Source organism: Cohnella cellulosilytica (assembly GCF_042431195.1).
GTDB classification, from domain to species: Bacteria; Bacillota; Bacilli; order Paenibacillales; family Paenibacillaceae; genus Cohnella; species Cohnella cellulosilytica.
The window spans coordinates 34,041-56,684 of sequence record NZ_JBHMDN010000023.1; the positions used below are offsets into that span (position 1 = coordinate 34,041).

Sequence of the window (22,644 nt, forward strand, 5' to 3'; positions counted from 1 at the left end):
GAGGAAGGATGATGAGCTTGGTTAGCTTGCGTCGTTATATTGTTGGCCGGACGGGGATATACGGTCTTGTTCTGGCGCTCATTCTGACGGGTGTCGTCGCGATCGGTACGAGGACGACTGCCGCCAAGTCGGTCGGCGAGCTGCTGGATCGGCTGCAGGACCCTGACGGCCCGGTCATGGTCGTCTCCCACAAGGGAGACTGGCGGAACTATCCGGAAAATTCGCTGCCAGGCATTCAAGCTGCGATCGACATGGGCGTCGATATCGTCGAGATCGATATTCAGAGAACGTCCGACGGGGTACTTGTGCTGATGCACGATTCGTCGCTCGACCGAACGACCAACGGAACGGGCAACGTCAGCGGCAAGACGCTGGCGCAGATCAAAGCGCTGAAGCTGAGGGAGGGCCAGGGCGGCGGCGGGGCGGTGCTGACGAACGAGACCGTCCCCACGCTCGCGGAAGCGATGAATCTAATGAAGGGCAAGGTACTGGTTAACCTGGACAAGGGCTGGGACCTGCGCGATCAGATTTGGGACGTGCTCGTCAGCACGGGAACGGAAAACCAGGGCATCTTCAAGAGCAATGCGCCCAACTCGACGGTGGACGCCTGGCTCGATTCGAAGTCGCCGAGGCCGCTCTATGCCGCGGTCGTGCAGGATTCCGACATCGGTATCGTGGACGGGCTGCTGACGGGAGCGCAGCCGGACATGTACGAGCTGATCTTCGACTCCGAGTCGGATGCGGTCATTGCCCCAGCCAACGTCAACAAAATATCGAACGCCAACAAACGAATATGGATTAACACACTGTGGGCGTCCCTCGCGGCCAATCATACCGACGCCGGCTCGCTGATCGATCCCGAGAGCGGCTGGGGCTGGGTGATCAATAAGGGCGCGACGATCATCCAGACCGATTATTCCCGCGAGCTGATCAATTACTTGAACTTGCGCGAGCCGCTGCTGGCCGGATGGGCGCCCCGGGATGTCGGAGCCGTCGCCCTGACGGGCAGCTCGGGATATCGCGACGGGCAATTTACTCTTTCCGCGGCAGGGTACGACATCTGGACGGCGGCAGACGAGTTTCATTATGTCTATCAGCCCGTCGAAGGCGATGTCACGATCGTCGCGCGGGTGCTGCATCAGGACGCCACGAACGGCTGGGCCAAAGCGGGCGTCATGATTCGGGAGACGCTGGACGCCGACAGCAAATTTGCCGATGTCGTCGTGACGCCGTCCAATGGCATCAGCTTTCAGCGCCGCGTCTCAACCGGGCAGAATTTGTCCAATACGACGGGGTATTACGACTCCGTTCCCGGCGGCGTGTCCGAATTCGTGAAGCTGGTGCGCAGCGGCGACACGTTCACCGGCTACAAGTCTGCGGACGGCGTATCGTGGACGCAGATCGGAAGCCCGGTCGCCCTTCCGATGAACAGCGCCGTGTACGTCGGCCTGGCGGCGACCTCTCACAATGCCGCAGCGCTTGGTATCTCGACGTTCGATCGCGTTGCGATCGAGGCGGCGAGCCCCTATGAGACAGCAACGGTATCGCTCCGTCAAGGTGCGGGCTACAGCGAGGCTGCAGATGCGCATATTCTCGAATACAGCACTTACTCCGGACGCAACACCGGAGGCCATGAGCTGTTCGAGGCGACCACGTATCGCGGGACGGCGGAGGACGAGAAACACGCCCTGCTCCGGTTCGGTCTGCCTGCGTCGATTCCGTCCGATGCGATCGTCACCAGCGCCCAATTGCGCATCAAGCTGATCGGAACGCGCAATGGCATGGCCGGCAAGACCGTTAACCTGCGAGAGGTGCTTGAAGCCTGGGAAGAAGGAACGGGAACGGGCATCGACGGGGAAGCGGTTTCCGGTGTATCCTGGAACAACAGGCCCGCATATGGAAGCGTGTCGCTGGACAAGCGGACGATTCACAATGTCCGGAACGGCTGGTACACCTTTAACGTGACCGATCTCGTTCAGGCATGGCTCGGCGGCGGTAAGGCGAACTACGGTGTCGTGCTGCTCGAGGACCCCGTCGTGCTCTCCCCGGGAGCGAAAGATTTCGCCTCCTCCGAATATTCCGACGAGGAAAGCCGGCCGAGTCTCGTCATTACGTATCGCTTGCCGTAGCGGCCGACATCAGGAGTGGAGGGGTAGTTTTTGTTCAACAGCGAAGTGTACGAGCGCGCTGCAAGCTGGGTCGCCGAGGCGGGAGAGTTGGTCAAAGAATTTCTGGGCCGAGAGCTCGACGTCCGAGCCAAGCTGAGTCATTCCGATCTCGTGACGGTCATCGACGAGCAGGTGGAGCGGTTTCTGGTCGAGAAAATTCGCGTTGATTATCCGGAACACCGGATTATCGGGGAAGAGAAGATGGATCAGCGAAGCTCGGATTCCGAGAACATATGGATTATCGACCCGGTCGACGGAACGACCAACCTGATTAACCGGAAGCGGGACTTTGCGATTTCCGTCGCTTTCGTGGAGCGAAGCGGCGGCACGTTCGGCATCGTCAACGCCGTGATGAACGATGAATGGTTTTGCGCCTATCGCGGCGAAGGTGCATACTTGAACGGCAGTCGACTCGAACGTCTGCCGTCCGGCGGGCGGCTGAAGAACGAACTGCTGGCCGTTACCTTCCCCTGGAACCGGATCGCGGAGACCGAGGACTGGGCCGCATATCGACAGCTGATCGCCGCCGCAAGAGGCATACGGGTGTACGGGGCCAGTACGATCGAGCTGTGCGAGATGGCCAGAGGCCGATTGGGCGCATACGTGCACCACGATATTAAAGCCTACGACTATGCGGCTTCGCGGGTTGTGCTGGAGGAGCTGGGATGTCGGTTCGCGGATTGGTCCGGCCGCGACATACCCTGGACGTACGATGGCCCGGTCGTAGCCGCCTCTCCTGCCGTCCTGCCCGAAATCGTAAGCCTGTTAAAGCAGAAGTAACGGGCAAGAGAGTTTCTCGTCCGGCTGTCCGGGCGGGAAACTCTCTGTCGTCAACGAAGGAGTGCGAATGCAGTGGACGTCATCCTGAACTTCATAATGGAATACGGAGTCGATGCGGAGGTGTGGATTAAGCTGGCCGTTGCCATGCTGCTCGGACTGGTGCTGGGCATGGAGCGGGAGCTGAAGAGGAAGCCGGCCGGTTTGAAGACAAGCCTCGTCATTACGTTGGCCAGCTGCGTATTGACGATCGTATCGATTCACGCCGCGTATGAATTTCCTAAAATCAACGGCGTCATGATGGACCCGATGCGTCTGGCCGCGCAGATCGTAACCGGTGTCGGATTTCTGGGAGCCGGAGTCATCCTCAAGCGGCATCACGACGTGATCAGCGGCCTGACGACAGCTGCGATGGTATGGGTAGCCTCGGCGATGGGGGTGGCCGTCGGCGCCGGATTTATAGGAGAGTCGCTGGCCGCGATCGCCTTTTTGTTCGTCAGCATTAAGCTGATTCCGGCGCTTATCCGGCGATTCGGTCCCCGGTCGCTGCGGCGGAAGGAAATGCTGCTGGAGCTTGTTGTCCTCAAGTCGACGAGCATGACGGATATGATCCGGCAGCTGCAGGACCGGAACATTACGATCAAGCAGATGCGGATCGGCGATCTGGCGCAGGAAACCTGCTACCAACTGGACATCGAAGCCAGAGTGGACGAAAAAACGCACGCCGCGCAAATCTACATGGACTCCAAAAAAATGAAGGATGTCATTTCGGTCAGGGTGGAGACGATCTAACGAACAGGAATAGGCTTATTTTCCCGATACGGCAACAGGGTCGGCGATCGATATAACCCGTTCATCCAACACCCGGCGAGAGGAATACCGCCGTCACTCGTCGAATTCTTCAATTATTGGTAAAATATTGGAGAGTTAGAAGAAATAACGACGAAGGCGGTGCCGCATGTCTCTTGTCTTTAACAAAAAAAGCAAGTCGCAGTCCTCCTCCGAAAACAAAACCGATAGCCGTCGGACCCGGGTGTTCGGACCGACTCCCCGGCCGACTGTCGATGAAGATTCGCTCTTCGCTCTTCATCAATCTATAGGCAACCAGGAAGTAGACAGGATGTTGAAGGGCGATTCTGTCGAGGAGCTGCCGAAATCCCCGTCTTCGGAAGACCTGGAAGATTTCACGCTCGATTTGGGGGCAGAGGAGAGTAAACGGGAGGATACGGAGAAGACCAATCGTTCGCTCAAACCGTCGGTCCCGATGGAGACGCTTAAGGATCAGTTTTCGGAGGTGCTCGAAGAGGCCTCCGACCATGAGAACATGCCCGATTATATCCAAAGCTTAGCCAAATCGAACAAAAAATTGTACGATATGCCTCCCGAGGAAGCGCGGCTCGAAATGAACAAGCTGGTGCATCTGCATAAGCTCGCCCAAAAGAAATATGCCGAACAGAACGTGAAGGTGCTGGCAAGGTTTTTCGTGGAGGACGAAGATACCGGCACGAAGTATCCCGGACTGAATTCGTGGGCGCACTTGGCGGGGGAGCGCTCGAACTTGCCCGACGAGGACATCCGGCAAAGCGCGAATCAGCATATGAAATACGGCCACGACGTTCCGGGCAAAGAGGGGATCATGAAGAACAGTCCTTTCGTGTCGACGACGGAGGATCTGGGGATGGCTTTGCTGGCGGATAGCAAATACAACAAGATGAGAAACATGGCGCGCATGACGTCTCGGGTAGATGCCCCGGGAGACCATCGCAAAACCGACCTGCGGAAGCAAATGATGATGAAGAAAGGAGGATTGATGACCGCTCCGTCCGAACAGGTCGGCGGCCAATATTACTCGGAGCGGATCGATCGGCTTATCTACGGACACGGAAGCGAGGAGATGAATCGGAACCTGATGAACCAGGCCCCCGTGGCCAACAAATTGGCTTTTATCGGGGTGAACTCCGAGGCCGATCATTTGTATACGCCGCAGGATATCCAGAGCGACCCGATGGATTGCTGTACGCTGGAGGCGGAGAATACGGTATATGCTCCCGACCAGGACCTGAACGAGCTGGCGCTGCATATTCAGGACAACAGCATGGTCGGGCTGAAAAACGGGAACAAGCTTTGAAGAGAATACCCTCCGGCATTGCCAGGAAACCGTCCGAACCAGGGGCGGTTTTTGTCTTTCGGATACCCGGAGAGCTTATGCCCGGATCGCTTGCGAACGTATCGGCATAGATTGCAGATTGCCCATGAATGTGTCATCTGCACCAAAGGCAAACCAGCCAATGGGGATAGTGGTCCGACCGCGATCATAGTAAAACCAAACGGAGACAAAACCAAATTTTAATACATCAATTATTCCAGCGAAGTACGCGAGGGAATAACCGCGAAGATAATGATTCCCTCAACAATAGAGTATAAGTCTTGATGTGCGTAATTCGGAAAACGGTCCAAATTAGAGAGAACAGTATTCTGGGGCGGATGGATGTGATAAGGCTCGGTTGCTGTCTGGTATCGCTGATCTCGTTTGTGAGGCTCGCTGTGATATTGCGCCTTTATTCGCCAGTCAGCAGCTGTCCAATCGTAATAATACCTATCAATAATTCCGAATTTGTTGGTGTACTCAGTCACATATAGGACCGACCCGTCAAGGAAACGAATGGTTGCCCTAAGCGCATAGATCGTCGATTCTTGTCCGCTGCGGTCGGTGAATTGAATGTCTCCCCAAATTCCATGTCCCAGCTCTTTTTGAATGAGTTCGAGATTACTTCGCGCTCTACCGTTCATCGGCGATCTCCCGTATCACGTAGCGCCATTCGTCGGCATCGCGAGTCCATGTCCAATCTTCGGATGACGACGGGTCTCCGAGGCGAGCCTCAGCTTCCTCGTATGTGCCGTTATATTTGGATTCGAATGCCAGCAAAGTCTGGACAAGACCTTTCATGCGTTCGACTTCATTGTATCGAGGTTCGGCGGCTTTCTTGCACTCATATTCGCGAATGACTTCCCGAATAACGGTTTCTTGGCCGTTCGTCGATTTATAGATGGCAGTGTCGGGAATACGAGCTTGTTTGAACGACGGTTTGTCATCCATGCCAGGGTAGATAATGCGTTTATCACGAAGCCAATTGTTGATGGTGGTAGTGGAAACTCCGAAATAGGCGGCGAGCTGTCCGGTTGTGTACTGAAGCGAATTGTCGTTCTCGGCAGCGTATTCGAAGGCCAAAGGAAGCAGTTGGGAAAAGGCGGCGGATAGTTCATCCGGGCTAAGATTGTCCGATACACTGTGACCGGCGAAGGAATCCGGGGCAATTCGATGGACAAGATTGTAAATGAGCTTGTACGCCGCCAAGCTATACTGCGGATTCTGCTTGGTCGTTCGATAGAATTCATCTTCAACGATTTTTCGTTCCTCGATTGTAATCATAAACATCCCCCTCACCTCCATCCTATCAGATTTCCCAAAAACTGCAACAAAACTAAAACAAAACTGCAACAAAACAAAAACCTGCATTCTCAATCTACGCCAGAGAGAAACGTTTTATACCTCAAGCTCATACGCCGGAATCCGGATGCGGACGACCGTGCCCAAGCCGGGCTTGCTGAGCAGCCGGATGGCATATCCGGAGTCGTAGATCAGCCTGAGCCGCTTGTTCGTGTTGATCAGGCCGATGTGGCTGGAAGGCTCCTCCGTATCGAGCAGAGCCTGCCGCAGGAAAACCAGCCGCTCCCGCCCGATGCCGATCCCGTTGTCGATGATCGTCGCCTCTACGTCGGTTTCCCTGCGTGCGATTTTGATTTTGATCCGACCCGGACCGTCCTTCTCCTTGATGCCGTGATAGAGGCTGTTCTCGACGAGCGGCTGCAGCAGCAGCTTCATTGTGCGGCAGCCCAGCACCTCCTGCCCGTATTCGAACAGAACGTCGAACTTGTCCTTGTAGCGCCGCTTCTGAATTTCGATATAGCTGACCGTATTGGCCAGCTCCTCCTCCCAGGTTACGAGGCTGGCCGGATGGCTGAGCGAGAAGCTCAGAATGTCCGACAGATGCTCGACCATCTCGCTCGCCTTGTTCGGCTTGCCGGTCAGCCCGACCGTCTCCCAGTAGATCGAGTTTAACGTATTGTAGAGAAAATGCGGATTGATCTGGGACTGCAGCGCCAGCAGCTCCATCACCTGCAGCTTGTATTTTTTCTCCGACAGCTGCGTCTTGATGTAACGATGCTCGATAAAATGGCTGACCATGTTTTGCAGAATATACGAATACTCGTCCGTGACCTTCTTGGGCGACTGCAGCTGCGACTTGTTGTTCTCCGCCGAGCGGAGCAGCGAAGTGATCGCCAGCAGCTGGCGATAGTTGCGCCGCGTCAGGTAATAGGTGAGCAGCAGGCCGCACAGGAACGACAGGCAGGCGGACAGCACCGTATAATTCACAATGCGCGACGGCGTCTCGTACAGCGAAGCGTGCGGAATGATCGACACGTACTTCCAGCGATAGCGCTCGGACTCGATTTTCGTCACATTGGCTTTGCCGAACGGCAGCCGGATGTCGAAGAAAGACTCGCTGTGCCCGGCAATATCGGCGAGGTCCGCGGGCGCGATGCCGATCTCCTTGTCGCCGGAGAAAATAACCCGGTTCCGCTCGTCCAGCACGAGCAGCTTCTGACCTTCGTAATGCGTGACGCTGGCGAGCAGCGATTCGATGTAGGCGGGACGGATGTTCAGGATGATGCCGATTTTCCCGGCGGCGAGCACGTTGTAGAGGCTGACGACTTCCGTCGGATAGGATTCGAAGTCGTAGAGGCGGACCGCTCTTTTCTCCGTCCACTCCGCGGGCGATCCTTCGTAAGCCATGAAGGTCCGGAACCATTCCGTATCCCGGAACCGGTCCAGCGAGGACAGCCCCTCCACCGAAGAGAGGAAGCGCCCGTAATCGTTGTCCGAATAGAAATAGATCGAATCGATGTACGGCTTCGAGCTTGTGAGCGCATTCATGTATCTGCTGATGATTTGATAGGTTTTGGAGCTTTCGTACGTGAAGCGGGGCTGCTGCAGCAGGGCGGACAGCTCGTTGAAGACGCGGGAGTTCTGGAAGAGCGCCAGCTTCAGCGTGTCCAGCTCGCGCAAAATCATCTCCAGCTGACGCTGCGATTGCAGCAGCAGGAACTGGCTGTTCCGGTTAATATCCTGCTTCATGTTATGCTGGGTGGAGAAGAACGACACCGAGCCCAGCACGAGCAGCGGGACGAGCAGCGGGATGAGGAACGCTGCCAGGTTTTTAACGAAATAGCGCTTCTTCATTCCTGCAGCCATCCGTTCCGGTATTCGCTCGGCGTTTTGCCGTAATAGCTTTTGAAGGTGCGGGTAAAATTTTTGGCGTTGCTGTAGCCGACCCGCTCGCTGATTTCGTACGTTTTGTAGCGGACGTCGCGCAGCAGCCGGAGCGCGACCTCCATTTTGATCCCGATCAGGTAGTCGGTGAAGCTCTGTCCGGTCTTCTGCTTGAACAGGTAGCTGAGATAGCTGGCGTTCAGGTGAACCTGCCGGGCGGCGTTCTCCAGCGTGGCCTCCCGATAGTCGCTCTGCACGTACGCTTTGACGCTGGCGATCAGCATCCCTTCGTCGGGCCCGGCGTCGGCCGTCCCGGACGCCGGCGTTCCCGCTTCCAGCTCCCGCATTTCTTCCCGGACCTTGCCGAATACGTCCAGCAGCACCTGGTATTTGGCCGGCTTGACGATATAATTGGTTACGCGATAATGAAGCGCCTTCTGCGCATATTCGAATTCGCGGTAGCTGCTGAGAAAGATGACCCGGATTCCCCGTTTTTGCTCGTAGAGGGCTTCCGCCAGCTCGATTCCGGACATGACCGGCATCCGGATATCGGTCAGGATGACGTCGACCGGCTGACCGCCGCGAGCGAGAAAGTCGAGCGCTTCCTTGCCGTTGCCGGCTTGCCCGACAATTTGAAACCCGACGTCGTTCCACGGAAAATAGTTGGACAAGGCGTCTCTGGCGTCCGCCTCGTCGTCGACCAGCAGCAGGTTGTACATGCGTTCACCCCATTCGGGCAAGTCTGAGATTGTGTGACTTATTATATCACGCCGGCATGAAAATGAAGCTGAAAGTGCTTACTCCAAGCATTTTCCAACAAAAGTGATACCTTAACCAAGATCAAGATACTTTCGGGCGAAATTGCCGGCATTATGATACCGCAATCCAAGATTGGATGCCTTAAATTGTTGCGTGTAAGCGCTTATACTGCGAAGTGCAAGGGCAACCTAACTATTCTCGAGGGGGAAAGCAACAATGCAACAAAGTAAAAGATGGACGACGGGTTTCCTGGCGGCATTGGCCGTCATGCTGATACTGGCGGGCTGTTCGTCGGGCGGCGGCAATTCGCAGGAGGCCGGCGGCGAGCAGAAGGTGACGCTTCGCTTCAGCTGGTGGGGCGGACAGGATCGCCACGAAGCGACGCTGGCGGCGATCGAGGCCTATAAGGAAATCGCGCCGAACGTTACGATCGAGGCGGAATACCAAGGCTTCGACGGATACGAGCAGAAGGTGAAGACGCAGCTTGCGGGCCGCACCTCGGCAGACATCATGCAGCTCGACGTGCCGTGGATGAACGAGCTGAACCGCAACGACAGCTTCCTGGAGCTGAGCGGGCACGACGAGCTGTCGCTGGAAGGCTTCGACGACAACTTTCTGGACAATTACGGAACCTACAACGGCAAGCTGGTGGCGCTGCCGACGGGCGTGAACGCTTACGCGCTCGTCATCAACAAGACGTCGGCCGACCAGCTCGGCATTCCGACCGACATTCAATGGGACTGGGACCGCGTGTACGAGGAAGGGAAGAAGCTGCACGAGCGGGACGCCTCCAAATATTTGCTGCTGGCCAACCACGGCATGCTGATGCTCGACTTCACCAATATGCTGAAGCAGCGCGTCGGCGCTCCGTGGATCGCGGAGGACTACACGCTGGCCTTCTCCAGGGAGGACGCGGCGGGCGTGCTGGGCTGGATGGACAAGGCGCTCAAGGACGGCGTCTACCAGCCGCTGGGCGAAGCGGACCTGTACAGCGAAGTCGAGCAAAATCCGAAATGGATCAACGGCGACATCCCGATTATTTCCGCGATGAGCAGCACGCTGCTGTCCCTTCGCAACGTGCTGCCGGAAGGCACCGAAGTCGTAACGTCGCTGCCGGTTATCGGCGCGGATGCCAAGGATACGGCAGTGCTCGTCCGGCCGTCGCAGATGATCGCCGTCAGCAAAGACACGAAGCATCCGCAGGAAGCGCTGGCGTTCCTGAACTGGCTGATGAACGATGCGAAGGCGGCGGAAATTCTCGGCGACGTCCGTTCGATTCCGGCGTCCGCGCCGGCGCAGCAGGCTGCCGTCGCCGCGAACAGAATCGATTCGGTCATTGCCCAAGCGGTGGAGGACGGCTTGAAGAATGCCGGCCTGGTGGACAATCCGCTGGCGACCAACTCGGAGCTGAACGCCGTGCTGCAGGACACGATCGAGAAGCTGGCTTACGGCCGGCTTACCCCGGAAGGGGCGGCCGATGAGCTGGTCGCCGGACTGGAGAAGAAGCTGAAGGAACTCAAGGCCCGTCAATAACGGCGGAGCCGGAGCCGAGTGACGCGCCCGCCCGCCGGGGAGGGCGCGTCCATGACCGGCGCAGCAACAGGAAAGGGCGGATGAACGATGATCGCCAAGAGGAAGAATTATCAATACGTCGGCTTGCTGTATGTGCTGCCCTGGATCGTCGGGCTGCTCGTTTTCCAATTGTACCCGTTTGCGGCCTCGTTTTATTATTCGTTTACCGATTTCAACATGGTCGGCGCCCCGAAATTCATCGGAGTGGACAACTATGTGAAAATATTGACCGACGATCCCGGCTTCGTGCAAGCCTTGCGGGTCACGACGGTGTATGTGCTGCTGGCCGTGCCGCTCAAGCTCGCCTTTGCGCTGTTCATCGCCCTGATTCTCAGCGCCAAGCTGAAGGGCATCAACTTTTTCCGGACGGTTTATTATTTGCCCTCGATTCTGGGCGGGAGCGTCGCCATCTCCGTGCTGTGGCGCTTTCTGTTTACGAAGGAAGGCGTCGTGAACAGCTTTCTCGGCAATCTCGGCCTGCCGGCCATCGACTGGCTGGGAAGTCCGGACATCGCGCTGTACACGCTCGGCCTGCTGTCCGTCTGGCAGTTCGGCTCCTCCATGGTGCTGTTTCTGGCCGGGCTGCAGCAGATTCCCGCGGACCTGTACGAGGCCGGGGCGATCGACGGCGCTTCGAAGACGCGGATGTTTTTCCGTCTGACCGTGCCGCTGCTGACCCCGATCGTCCTGTTTAATCTGATTATGCAGATGGTCAACGCCTTCCAGGAATTTACCGGCGCTTTCGTCATTACCGGCGGAGGTCCGATGAAATCGACGTATTTGTACGCGCTCAAGCTGTACGAGGAAGCGTTCGGATTTTTCAAAATGGGCTACGCTTCGGCGCTGTCCTGGATTTTATTCGCGATCATCATGGTGCTGACAGCCGTGATTTTCAAAAGCTCGAACTACTGGGTGCACTATGAGGACGGGGGGAAGGGCAAATGACGTTGACCTCACGCGGCGGCAATCGGATGTCTTATGTGCTGCTGATCGTTCTCGGCTTTGTGATGATCTATCCGCTGCTCTGGCTGTTCATGTCCTCGTTCAAGACGAATCAGGACATCTTCGGCTCCAGTAGCCTGTTTGCGGGCAGCTATGTCTGGGACGCTTACGCCAAGGGCTGGGCCGGGACGGGGCAATACGGCTTTCAGGACTTCTTCCTGAATACGTTTATCCTGGTCGTGCCGACGGTGCTGTTCACGATCCTGTCCAGCGTTGCGGTCTCCTACGGCTTTGCCAGGTTCCGTTTTCCGCTGCAGACGCTGATGTTCTCGCTGATGATGGCAACCTTGATGCTGCCGGATTCGACGATTATGATTCCCCGCTACATTCTGTTCAGCAAGCTGGGCTGGCTGGACTCGTATTGGCCGTTTATCGTGCCGGCAGCTTTCGCGACATCGGCCTTTTTTATTTACATGCTGATTCAATTTTTCCGCGGGCTGCCTCGCGAGCTGGATGAATCGGCGAAGATGGACGGAGCCAACTCCTTCGTCATTCTGACGAGAATTTTGCTGCCTTTGTGCAAGCCGGCGCTTTTTTCCGTAGGCATCTTCCAGTTCATCTGGACCTGGAACGACTTTTTCAACTCCATCATTTACATCAGCAGCGTCAAAAACTTTACCGTATCGCTTGGCCTGCGCATGACGCTCGACGCGTCGTCGGTCATCTCCTGGAACCAGGTGCTGGCCATGTCCGTCGTCAGCATCGTGCCGTGTATCGTACTGTTTTTCGTGGCGCAAAAATACTTCGTCGAGGGCATATCGACGACGGGACTTAAAGGTTAACGGAGGGGGACGCGATTATGAGCGGCAACGAACGACGCGACAACATCAACATCGCCTATATAGGAGGCGGCTCGCGAGGCTGGGCATGGGGGCTGATGAGCGATCTGGCCATGGAACCGGCGCTGGGCGGGACGGTCAGACTGTACGACATTCAGCTTGCCGCCGCCGAGCAGAACGCGGTCATCGGCAACCGGCTGTCCGGACGGGAGGACGTGGCCGCGCGCTGGCGCTACGAAGCTTCGCCGACGCTGCGCGAAGCGCTGACGGGAGCCGACTTCGTCATTATATCCATCCTGCCGGGCACTTTCGAGGAGATGCGCTCCGACGTGCATCTGCCGGAGGAATACGGCATCTATCAGTCGGTAGGGGATACGGTCGGACCGGGCGGGCTCGTGCGGGCGTTGCGAACCATTCCGCTGTACGTGGACATTGCCGAAGCTTTGCGCGATTTCGCTCCGGAGGCCTGGGTCATCAACTATACGAATCCGATGACGCTGTGCACCCGGACTTTGTACGAAGTTTTTCCTGCGGTCAAGGCGATCGGCTGCTGCCACGAGGTGTTCGGCACGCAGGAGCTGCTGGCCGCCGTCGCGGCCCGCAAGCTGGGCACGGGGCCGATCCCGCGCCGGGACATTCGCGTGAACGTGCTGGGGCTTAATCATTTTACCTGGGTGGACCGGGCTTCCTGGCAGGGGACGGACCTGCTTCCGCTGTATCGCGAATTCGCGGAGGAGCACCGGGAGGAAGGCTACGAGGGCGAGCGTACGGGGCATTGGATGAACGATCATTTCTCCTCCGCGCAGCGGGTCAAGTTCGATTTGTTCCTCCGCTACGGCGTCATTGCCGCGGCGGGCGATCGGCATCTGGCGGAATTCATGCCGGGCGACCTGTATTTGAGCGACCCCGATACGGTGCGGGCATGGAAGTTCAGCCTGACGACGGTGGACTGGCGCATCAGCAACGCCCGGTCGCTGCAGGAGAAAGGGCGGCGGCTGGCCTCGGGCGAAGAGGCGTTCGCGCTTAAGCCGACCGGCGAGGAAGGCATCGATATGATCAAAGCGCTGCTCGGACTCGAAGAGCTGGTGACGAACGTCAACCTGCCGAACAGGGGGCAGATGGCCGGTCTTCCGGGAGGCGCCGTCGTGGAGACGAACGCGCTGTTCCGCCGCGACGAGGTTCGTCCCGTATTCGCCGGCCGACTCCCGCACGTCGTTCACGATATGACGGCGCGCCATTCGGCCAACCAGGAATTGATTCTTCGCGCGGCGCTGACGCGGGACAAGTCGCTTGCGTTTCGCGCCTTCGTCAACGATCCGCTGGTGACGATTCCGGTGCGGCAGGCGGAGCGGCTGTTCGACCGGATGCTGGCCAACACGAAATCCTATCTGCCGGGCTGGGAGCTGTAAACGGCGTCGGACGTCCAATCGATCAAACCCCTTTGTCTGTGCCGTTTCCCGGCGCCAGACAAAGGGTTTTTTTCGTCGTTGATTCGGAAAGTATAAAAACTCGCTTGATTTGACAGATTCAACTGTGTTGAACTAAAATAAATTCTGTTTCAATAGCAGACCACAGCCTAAAGGAGATGTCTTGCGTATGAGCCAGAATCAGCGTTCGAGCAAGGGCAGGCCGTACAGGATCGGCCTCGTAGGGGCGGGAAACGTAAGCAGAATGCATCTGGAGGGGATGTCCAGACATCCCGATAAAGTGGACATTCATGCGGTGTTCGATCTGAATGAACAAAACCTCGCGGAGAAAAGCGAGAAGTACGGCATCAAGCATACCTTTTCCAGCTTCGACGAATTTATTCGGCGCTCGGATGTCGACGCGGTTGTCGTCTGCACGCCTTCGCATGTCAGGGAAACCGTATTATATCCCTTGCTTGACGCGGGCTTGCCGATATTTTGCGAGAAACCGATTTCCGAGGATTACGGAACCGCGCATGCCATTGCCGAATATGCGGCCCGCCGCGGCGTTCCGATTGCCGTCAACCAGAATTTCCGCCGTTACTTCACCTTCTCGCTGGCGAAAGAGCTTCTGGATCGCGGAGCGCTAACGCAGCCGATCCAGCTTATGCAAACGGTTACGGGAAGCCGCCGAAGCGAAGGGTGGAGATCCGAGCGGGAGCGGTTCGTCATGTCCGTTATGTCCAACCATTGGTTTGACGGGTACCGGTATATGCTGGGAGACGAGCCGGAATCCGTCTATTGCGAAGGGATCAAGTCGAAGAACGGCCAGGATCGGGCGGTTTCCGTCGTTTTGCGGTTCGGCAAAGGGACGGTCGTATCGCTTAACGAGAGCTTTATCAGCTGGCACGATACGCAGTCGGCTCTTCTGGATTGCGCCAACGGAGGGCTTGTTCTCGGATATAAGCAGCTGGAGCATATCGGGGCTTTGGGGGAGAGAACGCTGCATGACAATCCGTTCGACAAGCCGGCCGCCACTTTTCATTTGCTGTACGATCTGCTGGAATCCGCCGCCGAAGGCAGACGGCCCGAGACGGCGATAGAAGACAATCTGAAATCGATCAGGGTCATGGAAGCCGCTTATCGGTCTCTGAATACGAATACGGCGGTAAAGGTGGAGGACATCGTATGATTATGGGCTTTCGGGCTTTCAATCTGTTCAAGGGAGATTGGACGAAATTATTCGCGTTCGCGCAGGAGCGCGGCTTCGGCTCCGTTCAGTTAAACAAGGTGACGGAGCGCGACATTCCGGCCATTCTCGGGGAAATGGAACGGACGGGAATCTCCGTTTCCTCAATCGGCGCCATGTCCTTTAAGCTGCTGGGTCCGGATGCGGAAGAGGCGCTGCAGGATCGGGAAATGGTCCGGGAAGGCATTCGAGCCGCTCGGGAGCTGGGGGCTCCTTGCGTCAGTCAGTTCGCCGGTTCCGATCCTCGCAAGTCGTTCGAGGAAAATGTGGCGGAATTCAAATCCGTATTCGAGCCGCTGGCCGAGTATGCCGGAGAATGCGGCATCAAGCTGGCCGTGGAAAATTGCCCTCTCATCAACGGCGCGCCGCCGGTTGTCCATAATTTTGCCTATTCCCCCTACGCCTGGGATTGCATGTTCGAAGCCGTGCCTTCTCCGGCGTTGGGATTGGAGCTGGACACGGGGCACCTTCCCTATGTCGGCGTAGATATCGAGCGCTGCATCCGGGAGTATGCGGCCAAAATTTATCACGTGCACTTAAAGGATTGCCGGATTGATCCGGAAAAATCTTACCGCCATGGCAAGTTGGGTCACGAATTTTATGAATACGCCGTGCCGGGAGAAGGGGATATTGATTTCAAGAGGGTGCTGGCCCTACTGGCGGAGATCGGTTATGAAGACCATATTACGTTGGATTTGAGGCCTTACACGGAAGAAACGATTTCCAGGGGAGGCCGTTATATTCGCGGATTGCTGGATGAAATGCAAATTATTTGATGCATAATTAAACGTTTTGTGTTTTAAGGATTTTAAATTATGAAATATCGTTGCATATAAAGCGCTGTCATGCTAATATTCTCCCATATCGAAGAGAACGGATAGAGAAAGTGATGCAAATTTATCCAATCTTTCGAGAGTCGTAAACAGCTTTGAAGAGAAATGGCGATGGAATGGCGGGAAAAACCGGAAATCGCGAGTATTCCTAAAAAGCGGGAGGTCATCATTCATGGGCAAGATGAACAGACTGACAGGTTTGGCAGCGCTTTCTTTGGTGGTATTTGCAACAGCTTGCAGCAGTGGAGGGAACGGGGAGAGTCAAGGCTCCCCGTCCGCGAGCGCCGGGCAGAGCGCTTCGGCCGGACAGGCGGGCAGCGCGTCATTCACGTATGTTCTGCCTACGCAGCATGCGAATTGGCTGAAGGACGAGAAATGGCTGCCGATTATCGAAGAGCGGACGAACACCAAGCTGGAAATTACCGATGCGGGAGACGGGTCCACTTATTACAGCAACATGGATCTGAGAATCGGCGGCGGCGAATTCCCGGATGCCGGCATCGTCAGATTGGCCCAGGCGGACGTCTACGGCACTCAGGGCGCCTTCGTCGATCTGAAGCCGGTCATCGAACAGCACGGACCCCATATCAAGAAATTCATGGAGGATAACCCCGAGTTTACGAATCTGATCACGAGCAGCAACGGAGCGATCTACGGACTGATCGCCGAGTATCCGAAAATTCCGGAGATCATCTTCTACCGCGAAGATCTGTTTGCCAAAGCGGGCATAGAGTCGACTCCCCGGACGATCGACGAGCTTACCGAGGCGCTGCGGAAGCTGAAGGCGGAATACGGGAACAACGGTCAGTTCTACCCGCTGACGGGCCGCGATCAGTTCATGAAGTTTACCGAGGCGTTCCTGGCCAAGGACGCGATCAAGGACGGTAAGGTGAACGGAATTTACGAGAACGGCAAGGGCTTCGATCTGTATTCTCCCAACTTCAAGAAGCAGGTGGAATGGTTCCGCTTGCTGTACGCCGAGAAGCTGATCGATCCGGAATGGGTAGCCGGCACGGAGACGGAAGAGTCGTGGCAGACGAAGATGCTGAACGGACAAGGGGCCGTATCTTACGACTATTACACTCGTCCGGTGCTGTTTATGGAAAATGGCGGCAAGCAGAACGATCCGGATTTCAGTATGACCGCATTGCCGTACCTGAAGGATATTGAAGGCGGCCAATCGAAAGCGACGCCGATGTTCCCCAGATTCTATACGGACCGCGTGATGGTCGTCAACGCCAAATCGTCGGATAAAGCCGCGGATATCATCAAGTTTCTCGACTATCTGTATACGGACGAAGGACAGGAGCTGGTGACCTACGGAGTGGAAGGCGAAAGCTTCGAAGTCGTCGGCGGGGAAAAGCAATATACGCTGGAGTACAGCGTGCAGACGCTGAAGCCGATCGGCGAGCAGAAATGGAACTTCCTGAACAATCACCTGACCTTCCCGAAGCCGGTCGACAGCGAAGCGTTCTACAAATGGAACGATCAGCTCGTCAGAGATTACGCGTTAACGCTGTTCACCGACGAATATGTCGACGACCTGCCGATTCTGAAGTATTCCACGCAGCAGCTGCAGGACAGAGCCAACCTGCTGGCGGGCGTCAAGGGGCCGCTGCAGGCGGGACTGGTGGATTTCGTAACCGGCAAGCGCGACATGTCGGATTGGGAGACCTTCCTGCAGGAGATGGAAACCGCGAAATATAAAGAAGTGGTGGCGATCGATCAGGCTGCCTGGGAGGCCATGTCGCATTAAATTACCGCAGAAGGGTAGGACGATCGATGACAACGCTTCGCAACAATGAGGTCCCGGCCGGCGGCCGGCCGGTCCGGGCCCCGTCGTTATGGCAGAGCGCGCGGAAGCACTGGTTGCTCTACTTGCTGCTTGTTCCGGGCATCGTCCAGCTGCTGATCTTCAAGGTGGCGCCGCTGTTTGGCCTGGCGATCGCTTTTCAGAACTATAGTACGTTCGTCGGAATCTGGGACAGCCCCTGGGTAGGGTTGGAGCACTTTCACAGGTTTTTCAACGATCCGTATATTTACATTCTCGTTCGCAATACCGTGCTGCTGGCGCTGATCACGCTTCTGGTCGGGTTTCCCATTCCTATCGTTTTCGCCTTGTTTTTGAACGAGATCCGGCTGAGGTTTATTAAGAAATTCGTGCAGATCATGAGTTTTTTTCCTTACTTCATTTCGGCGGCCGTTATGGTGAGCATTCTCTACACGGTGCTTTCTCCGCAGAACGGGATCGTGAACCAGCTGTTGAATTGGCTCGGACTGGAATCGGTCTTTTTCATGGCCTCTCCCGCCTGGTTTCGTCCGCTGTACGCGACGCTGCACGTCTGGCACACCTTCGGTTATTTCGCCATCGTCTACCTGGCTTCGATGACGACGATCGATCCGAGCATGTACGAGGCGGCGGAAATCGACGGAGCCGGAAGATGGAAAAAGATGTTTTACGTGACGCTGCCTTCGTTGGCCGGAATCATTACCGTCATGTTCATCGTCAGCATCGGCAATATTTTTACCGTCGATCTCGATAAAATATTGCTGATGTACAATCCGAGCATCTATGAAACGGCCGATGTTATTCAAAGCTACGTCTATCGTCAAGCCTTCGCTCCGCAGGGGTTTCCGAATTACAGCTTTGGCGCAGCCGTAAGCCTGGTCCAGTCCGTCATTGCTCTTGTTCTGGTATTGACCGCGAACCAGGCGGCCAAAAGATATTCCAGCACGAAGCTGTTCTAGGAGGTAGCCGATGCGAAAAAGAGCCGATGCGTTCGACTGGATCAACAGCGCCTTGTTGTTGTTCGTATCTTTCCTGTGCGTGTTTCCCTTCCTTTATATTCTGGCCGTATCGCTCAGCGACGGGACTTACGTGGCTGCCGGGAAAGTGTTGTTTTATCCGAAGGGAATCCATCTGGAAGCTTACAAGTATATTTTCTCGAATTCCCGTCTCAATGTGCTGCAGGGCTTGAGGAACTCGTTCCTGTATGCGGGTTTCGGGACGCTCTTTGCCGTTACGCTCACGTATATTACGGCTTACGCGCTGTCCAAGAGGCAGGTCAGGGGACGGTACCTGATTATGATGCTGTTCCTGTCGGCCTGGATATTCGAAGCGGGCATTATTCCGAATTATCTGGTGTGGAGCTCGGTCGGGATGGTGAACAGCTTCTGGGTCATGATCGTTCCGTCTTCGATCACGACGTTCCTGCTGATCATTACCCGTTCGTTCATCGAGACGCTTCCGATGGAACTGGAGGAATCGGCGGTTATCGACGGGGCCAACGACTATCAGGTGATGAGCCGAATTTTCATGCCGCTGTCCAAGCCGGTGATTGCGACCATAGCGGTGTTCTATGCGGTGGCGATATGGAACCAGTTTCTCATTCCGCTGATTTATCTTCAGGACAAGGCGCTGTATCCGATCCAACTGGTGCTGTACGGCCTGATCATTCAACCGGATCCCACAACGACCAATCTGGAAAACGCGGTGCGGAACGGTCACCTGCTGCTGCCGCGCAATTTGCAGGCTGCGGCCATATTTACCGCGGTGCTGCCGATTCTGTTCATCTATCCGATCGCTCAGAAATATTTTACCAAAGGCTTTATGATCGGGGCGATTAAGGGGTAGCGCTCCGAGAAAGGGGATTTCTCATGAAAGAACTCGCGACGACGGAGTTGTATCGTTTCCGATCGCCGGAACTGATTGTGGCCGGGAACGGCGCCCTCGACGCTCTTGGCGCTCATTTGTCCGTACTGGGACCGCTTGAGCGGGTGTTGATCGTAGCCGGCAGCAGCATGGTTCGGCAAGGCTTCACGGACAGGATTGCCGGGCAGCTGGAGGGACTCGGCATCTCCGTCCGCCTGCTGTCCGGCATCCGGCCGGAACCGACGGCGGGCGATATCGAAGCGCTGCGCGCAAGCCTGGAGGGAGAGAGCTTCGATGCGGTGATCGGCATCGGAGGAGGCAGCGCGCTGGATGCCGCCAAGCTGCTGTCCGTTCTTCTGACGAACGAGGTGTCGGTCGTCGATCTGCTCGGGGTCGATCTGGTGAGAAACAAGGGGATTCCATCGGCGATGATTCCTTCGACCTCGGGCACCGGCTCCGAGGTGACGCCCAATGCGATCGTCACCCTCCCGGAGGAAGAGCTTAAAATCGGGGCGGTCAGCAGCCATCTCCTTCCCCGGCTCGTTATCCTCGATCCGGAGCTGACGCTGGAGCTGCCGAAGGAGATAACCGCCGCTACGGGAATGGACGCGTTTACCCATGCGCTTGAATCGTTCATCTCCAACAAGGCCAATCCGTTCGGCGACACGTTCGCGCTGGAGTCCATTCGTTTGCTGTCGCGCAGCATGCTGCGGGCTTACGAACGCGGCGACGATCTCGGCGCCCGCGGAGACATGCTGCTTGGCTCCATGTACGGCGGAGCGGCGCTGACCGCCTCGGGGACGGCGGCCGTCCATGCGCTGGCCTATCCTCTGGGCGGCAAGTTCAACATCCCGCACGGAGTCGCCAATGCGATGCTGCTGCCGCATGTTATGGAATTCAACAGGGAGGCGATTGTCGACCGTCTGGCCGCCGCCGCTTCGGCGATGGGCGTGGATACGGCGGGACGATCCGCCGCCCAGTCCGCCGACGCCGCGATTCGGCAGATCGGGGAGTGGACGCGGAAGCTGGCGATTCCGCAGGACCTGCGGCGCTACGGCGTAACGGAGGCCGATCTGGAAGGATTGGCGGAAGCGGCGTCCAAAGTGAGCCGGCTGTTGAACAATAATCCGAAGAAGCTGGAGCTGGCGGACATTCGCAAGCTTTACGGCGAACTGCTGCCCTAGGCTCTTCCTTGGTCAGGCCGGAAACAAGCGTTGCAAGGAAGTCGTTTCGAGGCTATATTCGGCGTGATCTTCATTACGAGCGGCCATTTCGATATAATAAGTGTATTAAAATGCAACGGATGGTGCTCATATGAGAATTAAAACGCTGGTTATTGCTCCTTATCAGGGGCTGATGGAGTTGACGAACAGCCTGCTGCCGGAATTAACCGATTTCGATTGTACCGTCGTTCTCGGCGACTTGTCGGAGGCCGTGTCCTTGATCGAGAAGCACGGGAATCAAGGCTACGAATTGATTATCAGCCGGGGAGGCACGGCCAAGCGGATCGGCAAGCATACGTCCCTGCCCGTCGTGGAAATTCAAGTGTCCGGTTACGACATTATACGAATGCTTACTCTGGTCAAAGATTACAAAGCCGATTTCGAGATCATCGGGTTTCCCAATGTCATCGACGGCGTTGTCGCCATATCGAGCCTAATGGATATTCGGATTCCCCACACCGTCATCCACGGCGAAGAGGAAGTTGACGCCGCTTTGGCCGAGGCGAAAGAGAAGGGCGTCATGGTCGTTATCGGAGATACGATAACCGTTACCAAGGCGAAGGAGAAAGGCATGCAGGGCATCTTGATCACTTCGGGGCGGGAAGCGGTGCTGGAGGCTTTCTCGCAGGCGCGTTACCTGCACCGGACGATCGCCCGCTGCCGGAGCGAGAGCGCCGGTTACGTCCATCTGGTCAACCGGATGAAATCGGGCGCGGCTATTATCGACGACAGAGGGATCGTGCAGTTTGCGAACGAGCGATTCTACAGGCAGTTAAACCTGTCCGCCCGGGAGGTTTCCTCGCAATCTCTGTATGCCAAGCTGCCCTATTTGCAGAACATGCCCCGCCAATTGGAGCAGGCGGCCGATCCGCATCGTTCCTTTCATATGTATGACGCGAGCGGCAAATATATTTTGGAAGGCTCCCTGATCGAGGGAGAAACGGACAATCGTTGGTACACGCTGTTCGTCGAGCCGACGGAGCAGGCGGACAGCGATCTGTTGATCGGCTATTCCGACAGCGTGGGACAATCCTTCCCGCAGCTCGTGTTCACCGAGAAGGAGTTTCGCGAGGTGCTGGGCGGAACGGAGCCCGATCTGTCGCAGCTGCTTGTGCTGTACGGGGAGAAAGGGTCCGGGAAACGGCTGTTCGCCAACATGCTGCTGGAGAAGCTGGGGAGAAGCGTCGAGGATCTCATTGAGATCGAGATCGTCAGAGGGTCGGAGGAGTCGTATTCCCGGTTAAGGGACGCGCTGCTGAATGCCGGGCCGGAGGCTGTTCTCTACGTGAAGCATTGCGAGCGGTTGTCCGGAGTCCATCAGCGGGATCTCGTCAAGGTGCTGGGGAAGATGAAGGCGTCGTTGATCGTGGCGCTGGACCGGCATCCGCGGGAATTGCAGGCGTCCGGCTGGCTGGACAGCGTGTTCTACAATCGGCTGGAAAAAAATATGGCCTGCATTCCGCCGCTGCGCGGCAGAAATCGGGATTTGGAGGAGTACGTCCGGGCGTTTCTTTCCATGTACAACGAGAAATACGGCAAACAGGTCGTCGGAGTAAGGCCCGAGGTCATGAAACGGCTTTACGAGCATTCCTGGGAAGGCAACCTGATCGAGCTCCGCGATGTCATCGACGAATTTGTCAGCGCCGCGTCCGGAGAATTTATAGAAACCGATGCGCTGGCGCTGCTGGCCCGTCGGGAGCGGTCCGGGGGGGCGGAACAAGAGGCGGCCGTTTCCGGGAGCCGAACGGTCAATCTGAACCGATCCTTGGAAGAGATTGAACGGGAGATTGTGGCGTTGGTTCTGCAGGAAGAAGGCATGAACCAGTCCAAAGCGGCCAAGCGGCTGGGAATCAATCGAACGACGTTATGGCGGAAGCTTACGCTCCCTTAAT

19 protein-coding genes are annotated in these 22,644 nt (G+C 56.6%); 15 read left to right on the plus strand and 4 right to left on the minus strand.

What is annotated here, in order from left to right:
* Window positions 1-11: 11 nt before the first annotated feature.
* From ACFFT4_RS18150 to ACFFT4_RS18165, 4 genes are all read left to right on the plus strand, one after another.
* Window positions 12-2,129, plus strand: a complete 2,118-nt coding sequence (locus tag ACFFT4_RS18150) for a DNRLRE domain-containing protein (protein WP_378050031.1) — start codon at window positions 12-14, stop codon at window positions 2,127-2,129.
* A gap of 30 nt (window positions 2,130-2,159) precedes the next feature.
* Complete coding sequence (locus ACFFT4_RS18155; RefSeq protein ID WP_378050032.1) at window positions 2,160-2,948, plus strand: inositol monophosphatase family protein; 789 nt, start codon at window positions 2,160-2,162, stop codon at window positions 2,946-2,948.
* A 72-nt stretch (window positions 2,949-3,020) separates the two neighbouring features.
* On the plus strand, window positions 3,021-3,737 hold the full coding sequence (locus ACFFT4_RS18160) for an MgtC/SapB family protein (protein WP_378050033.1): 717 nt from the start codon (window positions 3,021-3,023) through the stop codon (window positions 3,735-3,737).
* Window positions 3,738-4,065: 328 nt separating this feature from the next.
* The gene (locus ACFFT4_RS18165) at window positions 4,066-5,073 is read left to right on the plus strand and encodes a hypothetical protein (protein WP_378050034.1); all 1,008 of its coding nucleotides are present in this window, start codon (window positions 4,066-4,068) and stop codon (window positions 5,071-5,073) included.
* 230 nt (window positions 5,074-5,303) lie between these two features.
* Here ACFFT4_RS18165 and ACFFT4_RS18170 read toward each other — a convergent pair whose 3' ends face one another.
* From ACFFT4_RS18170 to ACFFT4_RS18185, 4 genes are all read right to left on the minus strand, one after another.
* Window positions 5,304-5,735, minus strand: a complete 432-nt coding sequence (locus tag ACFFT4_RS18170) for a toxin-antitoxin system TumE family protein (protein ID WP_378050035.1) — start codon at window positions 5,733-5,735, stop codon at window positions 5,304-5,306.
* Complete coding sequence (locus ACFFT4_RS18175) at window positions 5,725-6,375, minus strand: hypothetical protein (RefSeq protein ID WP_378050036.1); 651 nt, start codon at window positions 6,373-6,375, stop codon at window positions 5,725-5,727. Before ACFFT4_RS18175 ends, ACFFT4_RS18170 begins: the two co-directional genes overlap by 11 nt.
* A gap of 114 nt (window positions 6,376-6,489) precedes the next feature.
* A complete protein-coding gene (locus ACFFT4_RS18180) occupies window positions 6,490-8,247 on the minus strand; it encodes a cache domain-containing sensor histidine kinase (protein ID WP_378050037.1) in 1,758 nt (585 codons plus the stop codon).
* Window positions 8,244-8,996 (minus strand): response regulator transcription factor, encoded by a 753-nt coding sequence (locus tag ACFFT4_RS18185; RefSeq protein ID WP_378050038.1) that lies wholly within the window; start codon window positions 8,994-8,996, stop codon window positions 8,244-8,246. Before ACFFT4_RS18185 ends, ACFFT4_RS18180 begins: the two co-directional genes overlap by 4 nt.
* A 256-nt stretch (window positions 8,997-9,252) precedes the next feature.
* Here ACFFT4_RS18185 and ACFFT4_RS18190 point away from each other — a divergent pair, with 256 nt between their 5' ends.
* The 11 genes from ACFFT4_RS18190 to ACFFT4_RS18240 all read left to right on the plus strand — a co-directional run bounded on the left by ACFFT4_RS18190 (window position 9,253) and on the right by ACFFT4_RS18240 (window position 22,643).
* A complete protein-coding gene (locus ACFFT4_RS18190) occupies window positions 9,253-10,569 on the plus strand; it encodes an ABC transporter substrate-binding protein (protein WP_378050039.1) in 1,317 nt (438 codons plus the stop codon).
* Between the two features lie 87 nt (window positions 10,570-10,656).
* Window positions 10,657-11,553, plus strand: a complete 897-nt coding sequence (locus ACFFT4_RS18195; RefSeq protein WP_378050040.1) for a carbohydrate ABC transporter permease — start codon at window positions 10,657-10,659, stop codon at window positions 11,551-11,553.
* Window positions 11,550-12,392, plus strand: coding sequence for a carbohydrate ABC transporter permease (locus ACFFT4_RS18200; RefSeq protein WP_378050041.1), 843 nt, complete (start codon window positions 11,550-11,552; stop codon window positions 12,390-12,392). Before ACFFT4_RS18195 ends, ACFFT4_RS18200 begins: the two co-directional genes overlap by 4 nt.
* Window positions 12,393-12,409: 17 nt before the next feature.
* Window positions 12,410-13,798, plus strand: coding sequence for a family 4 glycosyl hydrolase (locus tag ACFFT4_RS18205; protein WP_378050042.1), 1,389 nt, complete (start codon window positions 12,410-12,412; stop codon window positions 13,796-13,798).
* A gap of 187 nt (window positions 13,799-13,985) precedes the next feature.
* Window positions 13,986-14,987, plus strand: coding sequence for a Gfo/Idh/MocA family protein (locus ACFFT4_RS18210; RefSeq protein ID WP_378050043.1), 1,002 nt, complete (start codon window positions 13,986-13,988; stop codon window positions 14,985-14,987).
* Window positions 14,984-15,820: a sugar phosphate isomerase/epimerase family protein gene (locus tag ACFFT4_RS18215; RefSeq protein ID WP_378050044.1), complete on the plus strand. Its 837-nt coding sequence runs from the start codon at window positions 14,984-14,986 to the stop codon at window positions 15,818-15,820. The genes ACFFT4_RS18210 and ACFFT4_RS18215 overlap by 4 nt, the downstream gene beginning before the upstream one ends.
* 229 nt (window positions 15,821-16,049) lie before the next feature.
* The gene (locus ACFFT4_RS18220) at window positions 16,050-17,633 is read left to right on the plus strand and encodes an extracellular solute-binding protein (RefSeq protein ID WP_378050045.1); all 1,584 of its coding nucleotides are present in this window, start codon (window positions 16,050-16,052) and stop codon (window positions 17,631-17,633) included.
* Between the two features lie 26 nt (window positions 17,634-17,659).
* Window positions 17,660-18,625 (plus strand): ABC transporter permease, encoded by a 966-nt coding sequence (locus tag ACFFT4_RS18225; RefSeq protein ID WP_378050046.1) that lies wholly within the window; start codon window positions 17,660-17,662, stop codon window positions 18,623-18,625.
* 10 nt (window positions 18,626-18,635) lie between these two features.
* Window positions 18,636-19,511 carry a carbohydrate ABC transporter permease gene (locus ACFFT4_RS18230; protein WP_378050047.1) on the plus strand — a complete coding sequence of 292 codons (876 nt, stop codon included), beginning with the start codon at window positions 18,636-18,638 and terminating at the stop codon, window positions 19,509-19,511.
* 23 nt (window positions 19,512-19,534) lie between these two features.
* Window positions 19,535-20,713, plus strand: coding sequence for an iron-containing alcohol dehydrogenase (locus tag ACFFT4_RS18235; RefSeq protein ID WP_378050048.1), 1,179 nt, complete (start codon window positions 19,535-19,537; stop codon window positions 20,711-20,713).
* A gap of 130 nt (window positions 20,714-20,843) precedes the next feature.
* Window positions 20,844-22,643, plus strand: coding sequence for a PrpR N-terminal domain-containing protein (locus ACFFT4_RS18240; RefSeq protein WP_378050049.1), 1,800 nt, complete (start codon window positions 20,844-20,846; stop codon window positions 22,641-22,643).
* Window position 22,644 lies beyond the last annotated feature (1 nt).